The following is a 14609-nucleotide window of genomic DNA, read 5'->3' on the forward strand; positions in this document are numbered from 1 at the left end:
TTGTAGCTGAGAAGCTTGCAGGATGAATTTGTTTCGTTTCCTTGCGGCATCTACAGTTCTGGCGGTTTCGACGGCTTGCGCGAGCATGGGTGGCCATTCGCCTTTCGACTCGTCTCTGATCAAGGATGCGCGGCCCGACGAAGCAAAAGCCTATAGCGATTTCCTGATTGCTCGCTTTGCGGCGATGACGAACGATCCCCAGATGGCGGCGGAGCGTTATTCATCCGCGATTGATACTGCGCCGGAGAAGTCCGGTATCGCGGACCGGGCCTTGTTCGCTTCACTTCTTTCCGGTGAATATCAGGAAGGCGTGCGTGTCGCCCAGCGGGCCAATCTGCTTGGCAGTGACGCGGCTCTGGTACGGCTTACTCTGGCGGTTGATGCCTTGCGACGAGGCAGGGATGCCGATGCGCAAACCATGCTGGAGCAGAGCCGGTTTGGCCCGTTCAATCGCATGATCGCGCGCGGTCTTTCTGCCTGGCGCGTGGTGGAATCGGAAGGAACCGGCGCGGCGGTTCGCTACCTGGAAGACGGTTTGAGCGGAGACCCGCGACTGGATAGCGCTGCGCTCTACATGATGGGCCTGATTGAATTGTCAGCCGGCAATGATGATCAGGCGCTTGCCGTGTTTGAGTCGCTTTGGGAAACAGGGTCGAGGCTGGCGGTCGGTGTCGAAGCGCATGCGCAACTTTTGGCCTATCGAGGACAGCGCGCCGAAGCGTTGGCGATGCTTTCTGAATTTGACCGGGAAATTGGCCACAACGCCGCTATTGCGCGTCTTCATGAAGCGATTGAGCGCGGAGACAAGATCAAGGTTCGCCGACTGAAGCCGGAAGAGGGCGCTGCGCTGGCGATCTACGTGCCTGCGGCGGCGCTGATGAGCCAGACTGATGATGACGTCTCGGCAGTCTATTTCGTTCTCGCGCTGGCACTGGACCCGGATCTCCATGTGGCCCGATCACTCTGGGCCCAGTCGCTCGCAAATGCAGAACGATGGGAAGAGGCCATTTCAGTCCTCGTGCGCATTCCGGACAGTTCAGCCTTTTACGGAACGTCTCGCGGCCAGATCGCCTGGGCCCTGCACAATAGCGGGCGCGATCAATCCGCACTTGCTGTTGCCCAGGATGCCCTGGAGAATTCGTCGGATCGTGGCCTCAAGGTCCAGATCGCTGATCTCTATCGCACGCTCGGGCGACAGGAGGCGGCAGATCGTCTCCTCACTCGCACAATAAGCGACGATGCACGACAGGGGCGAGAAGACTGGCGACTGTTCTTTGCGCGCGGCGCGTCTCGTGAATCTCTGGGAAAGTGGCATCAGGCCGAACAGGATTTGCTGAAGGCACTTGCCCTGCAGCCCGACGATCCGTCTTTGCTCAACTATGTTGGCTATCTCTATGTGGATCGGGGCGAAAATCTTGATCAGGCCATGAACATGATCCAGCGCGCTGCCGAGCAGGCACCAAATTCCGGTCACATCATCGACAGTCTCGGCTGGGCTCACTATCGGCTGGGCAACTATGACCTGGCTGTCGAACATCTGGAGCGGGCCGTGGAGCTAGAGCCGGGTGATCCGGTGCTGAACGACCATCTCGGAGACGCTTATTGGCAAGCGGGCCGCAAGCTGGAAGCAAAGTTCCAGTGGCGGCGTACCTTGTCGCTTGATCCTGCCGCTGAGCAGCGGGACGTCATTGAAGCGAAACTGACTGCGGGTCCGCTTGAGCCGGTGGTGAAGCAGGCAGAATCCGACAAGGGCTCAATGCTTCTCCCCCTCCAACCACGATAGAACGCCAACAGATCGAATGCCAACAACGCTTGCCCCCGCCAAGGTCAATCTTTTCCTGCATGTCGGTGAGGTTCAGGCGAATGGGCGCCACCCTCTCGATTCGCTTGTCATGTTTGCCGGTCCTGAAGCCGCAGATCGGGTGAGCGTGGAGACCGCAGACAAATTGACCTTGAATGTTACGGGCCCTCGGTCCGCAGGGCTTGAGATCGATGAGCGCAATCTGGTGCTTCGCGCAGCGAATGCCCTGCTTGAAGCCAGCGGGAAAATGCGCGGTGCTGCCCTGACCTTGGACAAGCACTTGCCCGTGGCCGCCGGGATCGGTGGCGGATCGGCGGATGCCGGGGCAACGCTTCGATTGTTGCGGGACCTCTGGTCGCTTGATGCCGACCTTGTTCAACAGGTGGCTGTGCCGCTGGGGGGAGATGTTCCGGTGGCTTTGACTAGACGCACAGCTCTGATGCAGGGCGAAGGCGAGCGCGTTCTTGTTCAGGAAGAAATGCCGACCCTCCCGGCAGTTCTGGTGAACCCCGGCGTGGATTGCCCGACAGGTGCGGTGTTTAAAGCTTTTGACGCAGCAGGTGCAGGCGCTGGTTTCTCCGAGTTGGCCCGCATTCCCCGGTTCGAAACCGCGACCACGATGATCGACTGGCTTGAATCCCAGCGAAATGATCTGGAGCCCGTGGCAATCGACCTTGTTCCAGTGATTGGAAAAGTTCTGGCAGCCATGTCGGAACTTCCGCAGGCGCGCCTTGCGCGGATGAGCGGATCGGGCGCGACCTGTTTTGCCCTGTTCGACACGCGAGATGCCGCGGACGTTGCAGCGGAAGATATTGCTGCGACGTATCCCGACTGGTGGGTTCGGGCGACGGGACTGGGGGATACCGCGTGACGGTCACCTACCTGTCTCTTGGCGCCGCATTGATCTCATTTGTCCTCTGCGGCGTGGCTCGGAAACTCCCTTTGCTCGACGCGCCGGATGGTGGCCGCAAACAGCAAAAAGCGCCCGTCCCACGCACCGGTGGCCTCGGCATTCTTGGCGCTCTAATTTTGGCCTTCGCGGCCTTTATGCTCACGTCAGATGTGGACCTGTTGAACGGAGCTTCACCGGCATCCCTTGGCGGTGCGATCGTGCTTGTGTTGGCCCCCTGGATAATCGGTTTTCTTGATGATTGGCTTGGGCTGTCTGCCAAGGTGAAACTGGTTCTTCTGATCGTTTGGGCCATCGCGGCGGCCCTGCCGTTTTTCCTGTCAGGCGAGCCGTGGGCATGGCTGATCGGGCTCGGCGTGGTGCTCTGGCTGATCGTGATTACGAATGCCGTGAATTTCATGGACGGTGCCAATGGACTGGCTTTGGGCACGTCAGCAGTCATGACTGTTGGGCTGTTCCCACTCTATGCGATTTTGATGCTCTGTCTCGGCAATTGTGTTCCAGACCCGTTGGGCGAGTTCGCTATCGTCGCGCAATTTGCGTTCTTTGGCGCAGTGCTCGGATTCCTCGCCTGGAATTTGCGCGGGGTTCTCTATGCCGGCGACTGCGGATCACTCGGCACAGGGGGCCTGTTTGGTCTTATGGCCGTGTACCATCTCGACGTCAGCATGGACGGCGTACGCACGGCTCTTCTTGGAGTGACGTTGGCCTTGCCGTTCCTCATTGATGTTATTCTCACGCTGGCCTGGCGCAGTCTGAAGGGGCGCAATGTGCTTCAGGCGCATACCGATCATGCCTATCAGCGACTGATCGCACGGGGGTGGGGCCACATCAGCGTAGCGGCATTCTGGTGGGCCATGTCGCTGATTTGCGCTGTGATGGGCGTTGTGACGCTCTTCGGTGGAGCAGAGGCGTCGCCGGATGGTTTTCCGACGTTGCAATTTGTTGCGCTGGCTGCGCTCGCTGCCATCGGCTCGGCATTCTGGTGGCTGGAACGGTCCCGACCGGTTCAGTAGGCGCGGCTGACGCAGAAATCTGCAAGGTCTTCCAGCGCTGAACGGTATGGTGAACTTTCCAGAGACCTCAGCGCGCCTTTGGCGAGTGCGGCGTAGGCTTCAGCTTCTTGTATGGTAGCTTCTGCTGCTCCCGTGGCGCGGATCAGGTGAACTGCATGGGCCAGATCTGCGTCCTGCTGGGTTTCCGGATTCATGGCCCGGTCCCAGAACAGGCGGTCTTCATCAGAACCGCGACGCTTCGCGATGATCACGGGCAGGGTGATCTTGCACTCGCGGAAGTCGTCGCCGACGGACTTGCCAATAACGGATGTCGTTCCGCCATAATCCAGCGCGTCGTCGACGATCTGGAATGCGAGGCCCAGATTTTTGCCATATGTCGCCAGCGCATGCGCGTGTTCGTCACTGCCCGCAGACATTGCGCCGGTCTCAGCAGCCGCTTCGAACAGGGCGCCGGTCTTTGCTTCGATGATTGCGAGATAGTCTTCTGTCGGCAGGTCACGGGCTTGCATCGCTGCCAGCTGGCGTACTTCACCTTCGGCAATGATGGTCGAGGCCGTGGCGAGACGATTCAGGATTTCCAGGCTGTTGGTTTCAACAAGCAGGTTGAACGCGCGGGCAAACAGGAAGTCTCCCACGAGAATCGATGCCTTGTTGCCCCAGATGGCCTTTGCAGCAGGCTTGCCCCGGCGCAAATCGCTTTCATCCACCACGTCATCATGGAGAAGGGTGGCCGTGTGGATGAACTCCACCGCAGCGGCCAGCGCGTGCGTTGCCGTATTCGGTTTACCGACAGCGTAGGCCGAAATGAGAGTGATGAGAGGGCGCAGGCGCTTTCCGCCTGCCGACACGATATAGCCGGACAGGTCGGGAATCACGGAGATCGGGCTGGCGGCGCGAGTCGCAAGTAGGTGCTCGACCTGGGCAAGATCGTCGGCGACCAATGATTGCATGCGATCCACAATGGAACCGATGGCCTCTTTGCCTCTTGGTTTTGGCGAAAGGGTCACGTTGTTCAAGGGCTCCCGTCATTTCTCTGTCGGAATGGGAAATAGTCTTACGAGACGTTCGCATCAAGCGCGCCGTGTCACCCGGACGCATCTATATCAGAAGTTGTGGCGCAACCAGACCCAGATCAGGTCGTTGGATAAGCTATCTATTTGCCAAACAGGAAAAAACCGGGAAAGGTCTGACTCATGAAGCCGTATGTAATGATCGTTGCGGCAGCGATGCTTGCCGCATGCACGTCAACCCAGTCCTATGGGCCCGCTTCGGGCACTGGGAAGATGGGGTATTCCAGCCAGCAGATCGAAACCGGTCGGTATCAGGTTTCCTATACTGATTCCGATGCCTCTCGAGCCCGTGATCGGGCTTTGCTGCGCGCGGCCGAGCTGACGCTTCAGGAAGGTGCTGACTGGTTCGAAATCGTCAACAGCTACACCGAGCAATCGGCAGATGGCCGACGGACCGGTTCCAGCGTGTCCATAGGAGGGTCTTCTGGTTCCTATGGCCGCAGCAGCGGTGTCGGCGTAGGCGTCGGGATTGGCTTCCCCCTTGGAGGCGGGAGCGGCCCAGCCGTCACCGAAGTCCTGGAAATCCTGACGGGCACGGGCGAAAAGCCCGATCGACCAAACGCCTATGATGCGCGGTCGGTAGACATAAATCTGCGCGGGACGGTGACTGAATGAAGGAAGTCTTTCGTACCAATGACCTCGTCAAGCTGAGCTTTATTGAACATCTGCTTCAGGAAGCTGGTGTTCAGTATTTTATCGCGGACCAGCATATATCGGCAGTTGAAGGGAATATCGGTGCATTTCCCCGCCGCGTAATGGTTGCGGATGATCTGGCGGCCGCGGCGCAAACCGCCCTGGCAGAAGTCGAACCGGGCTAGTGCCGGGGGTCACAGAAGACACGCTATACCAGGGACGGGTAAAATTGTTCCAACCCGAGAAAGGGTTTCGGGCCAGCACGGATTCGCTCGTGCTCGCAGCGGCCCTCCCGGAAAAACTGAATGGGTCAGCTCTCGAAATCGGGTGCGGATGTGGCGGGGCGCTGCTCACGGCGGCCTACCGATTGTCGTCCATGCAGCTAACGGGTGTCGATATCGATGCCGGCATGACGGCGCTCGCCAGCCAGTCGGTGACCGCGAACGGGTTTCAGGATCGCGTGAACATCGAAACCGGAAATGCCGCAGAATGGGTGCGTGACAAGGAAAACCAGTTTGACGTGGTGTTTGCCAACCCCCCGTATTTCGAGCCGGGCCGAATTTCCGCGCCGGGTGCGGAGAAGGCGGCGGCCTACCTCGAATCCCTCAGCCTGGACGGCTGGATCAAGGCGATGGCGTTTGCTGCCAAGCCCAGGGCGCCGATCGTGATTATTCACCGGGCCGCAGAGCTGGCGAGAATCCTGTCGGTGCTGGACCGACTGACGGGTGAAATCCGGGTTCTGCCGATCGCTTCGAAACGCGATGAAGAAGCCCGGCGTGTGCTCGTGCGCGGACGTAAGGGGCTGAAACGCGGGCAGGTTCATTTGCTGTCGCCATTGATCACACACACAGAGGATGGCCAGCCCAGTGCTCGCCTCGCCGCTATCCGTCAGGGCGATGCGATAGACTGGTAGTCCGGTTTCTCTGGGAATTGCCACATTTGCGGGTTAGGCTCCGAAATGAGGAGGGGGCGCAGAAAGGGAGATGGTCATGTTTGGCCTGTTATTCTTTGGCTTCCTGACAGTCGGCCTGCTCGTGGCGATGCTGGGTCATGGCGGCTTTTATCGTCTGGTCACCGGGCGCGGCGGTGTCAGCAATGACCACGACGAATCCCGTGGGTCGTTCTGATCGCATTCCCATGCTTGCCTCGTTCCGCGCGCGGCTGTAACCCGGCACGATATTGATATCCGGACTTCTGCCATGACTGCACCAAAGGCACATGCCAAACCGAAATCCTTTCAGGATCTTATCCTGACGCTCCAGAATTACTGGGCCGAGAAAGGCTGCGCGATCCTGCAGCCCTATGACATGGAAGTCGGCGCAGGCACGTTGCACCCCGCTACGGTTCTCCGGGCGCTTGGGCCGAAAGAGTGGCGCGCCGCCTATGTCCAGCCTTCCCGGCGCCCAAAGGATGCGCGCTACGGTGAGAACCCGAACCGGCTTGGCCATTACTATCAGTTCCAGGTTATCCTGAAGCCGAACCCGGCCAACCTTCAGGACCTTTATCTGGAAAGCCTGTACGCCATCGGCATTGACCCGACCGTCCACGACATTCGCTTTGTCGAGGATGATTGGGAGAACCCGACGGTAGGGGCCTGGGGCCTTGGTTGGGAAGTCTGGTGCGACGGGATGGAAGTCAGCCAGTATACCTATTTCCAGCAGGTTGGCGGCCTCGACGTGTTTCCGGTGTCCGGCGAGCTGACCTATGGTCTCGAACGCCTCGCCATGTATGTGTTCGGCGTCGACAATGTTTATCATCTGCCATTCAACGATCCGGACAGCGAAGTGCCGCTGACGTATGGCGATGTCTTCCTCGAGAATGAGCGCCAGCAATCGGCCTTCAATTTCGAGCATTCGGATGTTGAAATGCTGAAGCGCTGGTTTGCAGATTGCGAGAACCAGTCAAATGCCCTGCGCGAAGCGGGTAAGCCGCTGCCGGCCTACGACTATGCCCTGAAGGCGAGTCACACCTTCAACCTGATTGATGCGCGCGGCGCGATCAGCCCGACGGAGCGTCAGGCCTATATCGCCCGTGTTCGCGACCTTGCCCGAGGCGCCGCAGCGCAATGGGCTGAGCAGGAAGGCGCCGGCGCCTAAGGGCGAAGACCCGCGCATTTGTCCATTGCGGCCCGTGGGAGTAGAGTTTCTCCCGTGGGAGGACGCGTCATGTTTCGCGGGATATTGATTTGCCTGATGTTTCTGGGCGTTGCGCTCGGCGCTGATGCCAAGACCAAACGCGCCTTGATTGTCGGCGTGGGCGATTATGAGCAACTGCCCGACCTTCACAAAACAACTGGCGACGCGACCGGATATTCCGAGGCTTTCGAGGGGCAGCTGGGCTTTGAGGTCACCCGCCTGATCGATCCGGGTACGATAGAGTTTCTGGAGGCGTTGGATGGTTTCCTTCAATCCATAGAGCCGGGGGATGAAGTTGCCTTTATCTTTTCCGGGCATGGCTGGTCAGACGGCGCTGACAATTTCCTTGCCCTGAGGGATGCCCCGCTGGAATCATCAGAGTTCGCGCTACGCCGCCAGACGGTGTCTTTGTCGAATGACGTGCTGGCAGAGATCAAGGCGCGAAGGCCCGGCCTGTTGTTCGCCATCATCGATGCCTGCCGGGACAATCCCTTCGACACGGGTACGCGCAGCGTAACGCGAGGCCTGTCGCGGCTGGAGATCGTGCCGGGCACACTCGTTGTCTATGCGGCGGGCGCCCGGCAGAAGGCGCTGGACCGGCTGGGGCCTGAGGATGACTCGCCCTATTCGGTCTTCACGCGCAGCCTGTTGCCGCGCCTTGGCGACCCGGAGATTCCACTTCTGCGTAGCGTCGACGAGACGCGCAGCGAAGTTGCCGTGCTAGCGTCGAGTATCAATCATGAGCAGCGCCCGGCCATCTACTCGGACGTGTCACTGGATTACTGCTTCGCGGGTGAATGTCGCACCGATGTCGCCCTTGATCAGGAAACGGTCGACTGGGTGGAGATTTCCAGTGTCGGCTACACGGCGGTTGATCCCTGTACCAAATATGCGCGGCACCTTGAGAAGTATCCTGATGGGAAATTTGCCGAGGTGGCGCGCCGAAATCTCGCCAATCCGCCCTGCGCCCGCACGCGATTGCAGTTGAAGTCGGTGTCCTGGTTCGGAGACCTGAGCGGCCACACGGATGAAGTCTACGGTGTGGACTACAGCCCGAGCGGTCGGTTCGTGGCGAGTGCCTCAGCAGATCACACCGCGCGTCTCTGGATCGTCGGCATGACGCCAAGCCTTTATGGCCAGTCGACCGAACTGAACGGCCATACCGCGCCGGTCCTGACTGTGCGGTTCAGCCCAAATGAAGAGCGCCTCATCACGGCGTCTGAAGACGGCACGGCGCGCATCTGGAGCTCGCTGGGCGAGGAGGCGCGGCTTGTTCTGGACGGGCATGACAATGTCGTCGCCTATGCGGAATACAGTCCGTTCGGGGACCGGGTGGTCACGGCCTCCTATGACAAGACCGTTCGGGTGTGGAATTCTCGATCAGGCGAGGAAATTTTGCGACTGTCAGGGCATTCGGCTGCGGTTCGCTCCGCCAGATACAATGCCGATGCCAGCCAGATCGTTACGGCGTCGAATGACGGCACGGTGCGCGTATGGGATGCGGAAACAGGTCAGCAGGTGCGCATGGTCGAATCCGGCGAATTGCCCGCGACCTATGCCACGTTCAGCGCGAATGGTGACCGTATTCTCGTAGCCTCTGCCGACAAGAGCGCGCGTGTCTGGGATGATGACGGCAATATGCTGGAACTGACGGGACACGAAGCGCCCCTGTGGAACGCAACCTTCAGCACCGATGGGGAATTCGTTGCGACCAGCGCGATGGATCTGTCCGGAAAGATCTGGGACGCGGAGACGGGAGCCTTTCTGGCGGGTGTGCAGGATCTCAGCATGTATGGCGCGAACTGGGTTGAGTTCTCGCCAGACGGAAAGCGGCTGCTCGTCTCCATGAAAGGGGGCGGCCTGCAATTGTGGGAGTTGACCTTCGGTGCGGACTGATCCGCCCATCTGCACGTCTGGCGCTTGACCCTGACGCCCGCGCTAGTATGCCGTGCAAGCTTGTAGTTACTGGCTGGACCCCTTCATGGCAGACCTGATTCTCGAACTCTTCTCAGAGGAAATTCCCGCACGGATGCAGGCCAAGGCCGAGCAGGACCTGGGTGCGGCGCTGGAAAAGGCGCTTGGCGAGGCCGGGCTGAGCTGGGCGTCGCTGGAAACAGCATCTGGGCCGCGCCGCCTGACAGTGTTTGTGGATGATTTGTCCGAACGCTCAGCCGATGTGAAGGAAGAACGCAAGGGCCCCAAGGTTGGCGCGCCTGACAAGGCAGTCGAAGGCTTCCTGCGCGGTGCGGGGCTCAGCGACATCAACCAGGCTGAAGTGCGCTCAGACCCGAAAAAGGGCGACTTCTACGTGGCCGTGATCGAGACGCCAGGCCGGGATGCGACAGACATCATTGCGGAGGCTGTGCCTGCCATCATTCGCGGCTTCCACTGGCCCAAGAGCATGCGCTGGGGGACAGGTGAGCTGCGCTGGGTGCGCCCGCTGCAGCGGATTGTCTGCGTTCTGGACGGCAAGATTGTGCCGTTCGAGGTCGACGGCGTGGCCAGCGGCAACGAAACCGAAGGCCACCGCGTGCACGGCCGTGGGCCCTACAAGGTGCTCGATCGCCAGGATTATGAGGAATCCCTGTCCGGTGCAGGCCATGTGAAGTTGACGCGTGATGCCCGCCGCGAAGTGATCCTATCCGGTATTGAGAAGGTTTGCACAGACGCTGGCCTCGAGTGGATCGAGGATAAGGGGCTTCTGGAAGAAGTGGTTGGTCTCGCCGAATGGCCTGTCGTCGTGCTGGGCGACATGGACCCGGCCTTCCTGAGCCTGCCGCCGGAAGTGATCCAGCTGTCCATGCGCACGCACCAGAAGTATTTCGCCGTCAACGACAAGAAGACCGGCAAGCTCGCGCCGAATTTCATCGTAGTTGCGAATATCGAAGCGACAGATGGCGGCAAGAAGCTGGCCGAAGGCAATTCGCGTGTCCTGTCGGCGCGTCTCGATGATGGCCGCTTCTTCTGGGAGAAGGACAAGGCGACGCCGCTTGAAGACATGGCCGCGAAACTGTCCACGATTGCGTTCAAGGCGGAGCTTGGCTCGCTGGGCGACAAGGTGGAGCGCGTTGCGGCGCTGGCCCGTGAACTTGCTCCCAAAGTTGGCGCCGATCCGGACCTTGCCGAACGCGCAGCACGTCTCGCCAAGGCAGACCTTGTATCAGAAATGGTCGGCGAATTCCCGGAACTGCAGGGTGTCATGGGCCGCTACTATGCGCTGGAAGAGGGCGAGCCCGAAGCGGTCGCCGATGCCATCCGCGACCATTACAAGCCGCAGGGCCCGAGCGATTCCGTGCCGACCGATCCGGTGGGCATCGCTGTCGCGCTGGCTGACAAGCTGGATACGCTGGTTGGATTCTGGGCGATTGACGAGAAACCGACGGGTTCAAAAGATCCGTTCGCGCTGCGCCGTGCGGCGCTGGGCGTGGTTCGGATTGTGTTGGAGAATGAAGTGCGACTGAAACTTCATTCCAACTTGGAAGTGTCGAGCGACCTCCTCTCCTTCTTCGCTGACCGCCTCAAGCAAGTCCTCCGTGATCAAGGCCAACGCCACGACCTGATCGATGCGGTCTTCGCCCTCGGCGAGGATGATCTCGTGCTCATCACGCGCCGTGTCGAAGCGCTGGGGGCGTTTCTGGATACCGAGGACGGCGCGAACCTACTCGCGGGCTACAAGCGCGCCGCGAACATCCTCAAGGCCGAGGAGAAGAAGGGCGATTTGCCGTCCGATCTCTCAGTCGATGACGCGCTGATCGCGAAGGGCCCCGCCGAGGAGCAGGCGCTGGGCAAGGCGTTGGCGGATGTTGAGGCAGCAATCGAAGGGCCTCTGGCGGCGGAAGACTTCACCGGCGCAATGGCCGAGCTGGCCAAGCTCCGCGCGCCGGTCGACGCGTTTTTCGAGGCCGTCATGGTCAACGATGATGACGCCGCTGTCCGGGCGAATCGCCTGGCCCTGCTGACCAAAATTCGCGCAACGCTGCATTGCGTAGCTGATTTCTCCCGTATCGACGGTTGATCCAGATCAAGGCGTTTTTGGGTCAATGTCTCAGTTTGGAACGCGGCGCCTGAGCGCCAACGCGCCAATGTGTCACGAACAACGTTGTCACGCTGAGTGTACCCTTTCTGGTACTGGCCAATGGCGCTGCGATGCAGCATAGAAATTGCAAATCGCCCCCGAGTATCCTTGGGGGACTCGACTTATGTATCGGAAGGCAGAATTCATGGGTGAAGCAGCACTGAAACCAGCAGACGAAACCTGGGTGTATGCTTTTGGCGGCGGTAGCGCAGATGGCGACGCCTCAATGAAAAACCTGCTGGGTGGCAAAGGCGCCAACCTCGCAGAAATGGCCAAGCTTGGCCTGCCGGTACCGCCGGGCTTTACAATCACGACCGCCGTTTGCACGGCGTATTACGAACTCGACCGGAAGTATCCGGAAACGCTGGAAGCGCAGGTGGATGCCGCGCTGGAAGCCATCGAGAAAGAAACCGGCAAGGGCTTCGGCGATCCCGAGAACCCGCTGCTCGTGTCCGTTCGTTCCGGCGCGCGCGCCTCGATGCCTGGCATGATGGATACGGTCCTGAACCTCGGCCTGAACGAGACCGCTGCGGCGGGGCTGGCGAAGAAGGCTGGCGAGCGGTTCGCCTATGATTCCTATCGCCGCTTCATTCAGATGTATTCCAACGTCGTGCTGAACATCAGCCATGACGAGTTCGAGCATATCCTCGACGACTACAAGGATCGCGAGGGCTACGAGCTCGACACCGAGATGACGGCGGATGACTGGAAGAAGATCATCTCACTCTACAAGGACGCCGTTCAGTACAATCTTGGCCGCCCGTTCCCGGATGATCCGAAGGAACAGCTTTGGGGCGCGATCACGGCCGTGTTCGGTTCCTGGATGAATGACCGCGCGATCACATACCGAAAGCTCAACGACATTCCGGAGGAATGGGGCACGGCGGTTAACGTGCAGGCGATGGTGTTCGGCAATCTGGGCGAAACGTCAGCGACCGGCGTCGCCTTTACGCGTGACCCGTCAAATGGCGATCCGGTTTTCTACGGCGAGTACCTGATCAATGCGCAAGGTGAAGACGTTGTTGCCGGTATTCGCACGCCTGCACCAATCTCTCGTGAGCGCGCTGATACGCTGGGCTCAACCGACGCACCGCTCGAGGAGTCGATGCCGGAAGTCTACACCCAGCTGCGCGACGTCGCGAACACGCTGGAGCAACACTACAAGGACATGCAGGATCTGGAGTTCACCGTTGAAGACGGTCGTCTTTACATGCTGCAGACCCGGAACGGCAAACGCACTGCCGCCGCCGCGCTGAAGATCGCAGTCGACATGGCGCGTGAGGGCCTCGTGACGGAAGAAGAGGCCGTGCTGCGCCTTGAGCCGTCCCAGCTCGACCAGTTGCTGCACCCGACCATTTCCGAAGATGCCAAGCGCGACGTGATCGTGATGGGCCTTCCGGCCAGCCCCGGCGCAGCCGTTGGTAAGGTCGTGTTCGAATCCGAAGATGCCTGGGCCATGGCTGAAAAGGGCGAGGATGTGATCCTCGTTCGCGTCGAAACCAGCCCGGAAGACATCAAGGGCATGCACGCCTCCCGCGCCATCGTCACGGCGCGCGGCGGCATGACCAGCCACGCCGCAGTTGTTGCGCGTGGCATGGGCCGTCCATGTGTCTGTGGCGCTGGTGGCCTGCAGATCGACTACAAGGCCGGCGTGTTCCGCGTCATGGGCCGGGAGATCAAGAAGGGTGACGTAGTTACTGTCGACGGCGCGACCGGTCAGGTCATGATGGGCGCTGTTGAAATGGTTCAGCCGGACTTGTCTGGTGATTTTGGTCTACTGATGGGCTGGGCGGACAAGGCCCGGAAGCTGAAAGTGCGCGCCAATGCGGAAACGCCGCTCGACACGCGTACCGCTGTTGAGTTTGGCGCAGAAGGCGTTGGCCTCTGCCGTACCGAGCACATGTTCTTCGAAGAAAAGCGTATCCCGGAAGTGCGTGCCATGATCCTCGCCGATGGCGAGACCGGCCGCCGCGCGGCGCTCGACAAGCTCCTGCCAATGCAGCGCAGCGACTTCGAAGAGATTTTCCGCATTCTGGAAGATCGCCCGGCGACGATCCGTCTGCTGGATCCACCGCTACACGAGTTCCTGCCGCATACCGATGCGGATATGGAAGATGTGGCCAAGGCGTCCGGCGTGAATGTGGACGAGCTGCGCCGCCGCGCTGCAGAGCTGCACGAGAGCAATCCAATGCTTGGCCACCGTGGTTGCCGCCTCGGCATTACCTATCCTGAAATCTACGAGATGCAGGCTCGCGCCATCTTTGAGGCAGCTGTGAACGTGTCCAAGGAAACCGGTCGCAAGCCGATTCCTGAAGTCATGATCCCGCTGGTCGCAACGCATAAAGAGCTGGCGATCCTGAAGGCCGTGGTGGATGAAGTGGCCCAGTCGGTCTTCTCTGAAACCGGTGTGACGCTGGACTACCTGGTCGGCACGATGATCGAACTGCCACGCGCAGCCCTCCAGGCGGGTGAAATCGCCCAATCGGCAGCATTCTTCTCATTCGGCACGAATGATCTGACGCAAACCACGCTCGGTATTTCCCGTGATGATGCGGGGCGGTTCCTCAAGGCTTATGAGGACAAGGGCATCTACGAAAAGGACCCGTTCGTAACGCTGGACCAGGTTGGCGTCGGTGAATTGGTCAAACTGGCCGCCGAACGTGGCCGCAGTACCCGCCCTGGAATCAAGCTCGGAATCTGCGGTGAACATGGTGGCGACCCGGCTTCCATTAACTTTTGTCACGTTACGGGACTCGAATACGTATCCTGCTCTCCGTACCGTGTGCCAATCGCGCGGCTCGCCGCGGCACATGCTGCGCTGAAGAACGCATAAGCGGGCAGGATTCGCTCGAATCGTTCAAAATTTGGGTGTTGCGGCGACGCAACACCCTTTTTTGTGCAGTGCGGTGAATTTCATAAAATTTGCAGAAATATTCCGCGTAATTACAGCGACTTGGCGGCTCTTTCCT

12 protein-coding genes are annotated in these 14609 nt (G+C 60.0%); 11 read left to right on the plus strand and 1 reads right to left on the minus strand.

Translation table 11 applies throughout. The features are described from left to right. Window positions 1-22 precede the first annotated feature (22 nt). The 3 genes from HY36_RS12070 to HY36_RS12080 are packed head-to-tail and all read left to right on the plus strand — an operon-like array spanning window position 23 to window position 3727. A complete protein-coding gene (locus tag HY36_RS12070) occupies window positions 23-1783 on the plus strand; it encodes a tetratricopeptide repeat protein (protein WP_035553090.1) in 1761 nt (586 codons plus the stop codon). A gap of 16 nt (window positions 1784-1799) precedes the next feature. Continuing rightward, window positions 1800-2672 (plus strand): 4-(cytidine 5'-diphospho)-2-C-methyl-D-erythritol kinase, encoded by an 873-nt coding sequence (locus tag HY36_RS12075; protein WP_035553092.1) that lies wholly within the window; start codon window positions 1800-1802, stop codon window positions 2670-2672. A 53-nt stretch (window positions 2673-2725) separates the two neighbouring features. Next, on the plus strand, window positions 2726-3727 hold the full coding sequence (locus tag HY36_RS12080; protein WP_206741195.1) for a glycosyltransferase family 4 protein: 1002 nt from the start codon (window positions 2726-2728) through the stop codon (window positions 3725-3727). Here HY36_RS12080 and HY36_RS12085 read toward each other — a convergent pair. After that, complete coding sequence (locus tag HY36_RS12085) at window positions 3721-4677, minus strand: polyprenyl synthetase family protein (protein WP_164473917.1); 957 nt, start codon at window positions 4675-4677, stop codon at window positions 3721-3723. The two genes, HY36_RS12080 and HY36_RS12085, sit on opposite strands and share 7 nt — an antisense overlap. A gap of 243 nt (window positions 4678-4920) precedes the next feature. Here HY36_RS12085 and HY36_RS12090 point away from each other — a divergent pair, with 243 nt between their 5' ends. The 8 genes from HY36_RS12090 to ppdK all read left to right on the plus strand — a co-directional run bounded on the left by HY36_RS12090 (window position 4921) and on the right by ppdK (window position 14473). Further along, window positions 4921-5412, plus strand: coding sequence for a CC0125/CC1285 family lipoprotein (locus HY36_RS12090; RefSeq protein WP_035553099.1), 492 nt, complete (start codon window positions 4921-4923; stop codon window positions 5410-5412). After that, window positions 5409-5615 (plus strand): DUF2007 domain-containing protein, encoded by a 207-nt coding sequence (locus HY36_RS12095; protein ID WP_035553102.1) that lies wholly within the window; start codon window positions 5409-5411, stop codon window positions 5613-5615. Before HY36_RS12090 ends, HY36_RS12095 begins: the two co-directional genes overlap by 4 nt. 44 nt (window positions 5616-5659) lie before the next feature. After that, a complete protein-coding gene (locus HY36_RS12100) occupies window positions 5660-6343 on the plus strand; it encodes a tRNA1(Val) (adenine(37)-N6)-methyltransferase (RefSeq protein WP_162175993.1) in 684 nt (227 codons plus the stop codon). A 76-nt stretch (window positions 6344-6419) separates the two neighbouring features. After that, complete coding sequence (locus HY36_RS18425) at window positions 6420-6557, plus strand: hypothetical protein (protein WP_155841893.1); 138 nt, start codon at window positions 6420-6422, stop codon at window positions 6555-6557. Between the two features lie 72 nt (window positions 6558-6629). Further along, window positions 6630-7526: a glycine--tRNA ligase subunit alpha gene (locus tag HY36_RS12105; RefSeq protein WP_035553106.1), complete on the plus strand. Its 897-nt coding sequence runs from the start codon at window positions 6630-6632 to the stop codon at window positions 7524-7526. Between the two features lie 69 nt (window positions 7527-7595). Further along, entirely contained in the window at window positions 7596-9461 is a 1866-nt protein-coding gene (locus HY36_RS12110) for a caspase family protein (protein ID WP_035553109.1), read from the plus strand. An 85-nt stretch (window positions 9462-9546) separates the two neighbouring features. After that, window positions 9547-11580: a glycine--tRNA ligase subunit beta gene (gene glyS / locus HY36_RS12115; RefSeq protein ID WP_035553110.1), complete on the plus strand. Its 2034-nt coding sequence runs from the start codon at window positions 9547-9549 to the stop codon at window positions 11578-11580. A gap of 205 nt (window positions 11581-11785) precedes the next feature. Then, window positions 11786-14473 (plus strand): pyruvate, phosphate dikinase, encoded by a 2688-nt coding sequence (gene ppdK, locus HY36_RS12120; protein ID WP_035553404.1) that lies wholly within the window; start codon window positions 11786-11788, stop codon window positions 14471-14473. Window positions 14474-14609 lie beyond the last annotated feature (136 nt).

The sequence above is a fragment of the Hyphomonas atlantica corrig. genome (assembly GCF_000682715.1).
GTDB classification, from domain to species: domain Bacteria; phylum Pseudomonadota; class Alphaproteobacteria; order Caulobacterales; family Hyphomonadaceae; genus Hyphomonas; species Hyphomonas atlantica.

Bases quoted from the DNA above. Each gene is read 5' to 3' on its own strand.
- HY36_RS12070 (WP_035553090.1), top strand. From the start codon at position 23: ATGAATTTGTTTCGTTTCCTTGCGGCATCTACAGTTCTGGCGGTTTCG.
- HY36_RS12075 (WP_035553092.1), top strand. From the start codon at position 1,800: ATGCCAACAACGCTTGCCCCCGCCAAGGTCAATCTTTTCCTGCATGTC.
- HY36_RS12085 (WP_164473917.1), bottom strand. From the start codon at position 4,677: ATGCAATCATTGGTCGCCGACGATCTTGCCCAGGTCGAGCACCTACTT.
- HY36_RS12090 (WP_035553099.1), top strand. From the start codon at position 4,921: ATGAAGCCGTATGTAATGATCGTTGCGGCAGCGATGCTTGCCGCATGC.
- HY36_RS12095 (WP_035553102.1), top strand. From the start codon at position 5,409: ATGAAGGAAGTCTTTCGTACCAATGACCTCGTCAAGCTGAGCTTTATT.
- HY36_RS18425 (WP_155841893.1), top strand. From the start codon at position 6,420: ATGTTTGGCCTGTTATTCTTTGGCTTCCTGACAGTCGGCCTGCTCGTG.
- HY36_RS12105 (WP_035553106.1), top strand. From the start codon at position 6,630: ATGACTGCACCAAAGGCACATGCCAAACCGAAATCCTTTCAGGATCTT.
- HY36_RS12110 (WP_035553109.1), top strand. From the start codon at position 7,596: ATGTTTCGCGGGATATTGATTTGCCTGATGTTTCTGGGCGTTGCGCTC.
- glyS (WP_035553110.1), top strand. From the start codon at position 9,547: ATGGCAGACCTGATTCTCGAACTCTTCTCAGAGGAAATTCCCGCACGG.
- ppdK (WP_035553404.1), top strand. From the start codon at position 11,786: ATGGGTGAAGCAGCACTGAAACCAGCAGACGAAACCTGGGTGTATGCT.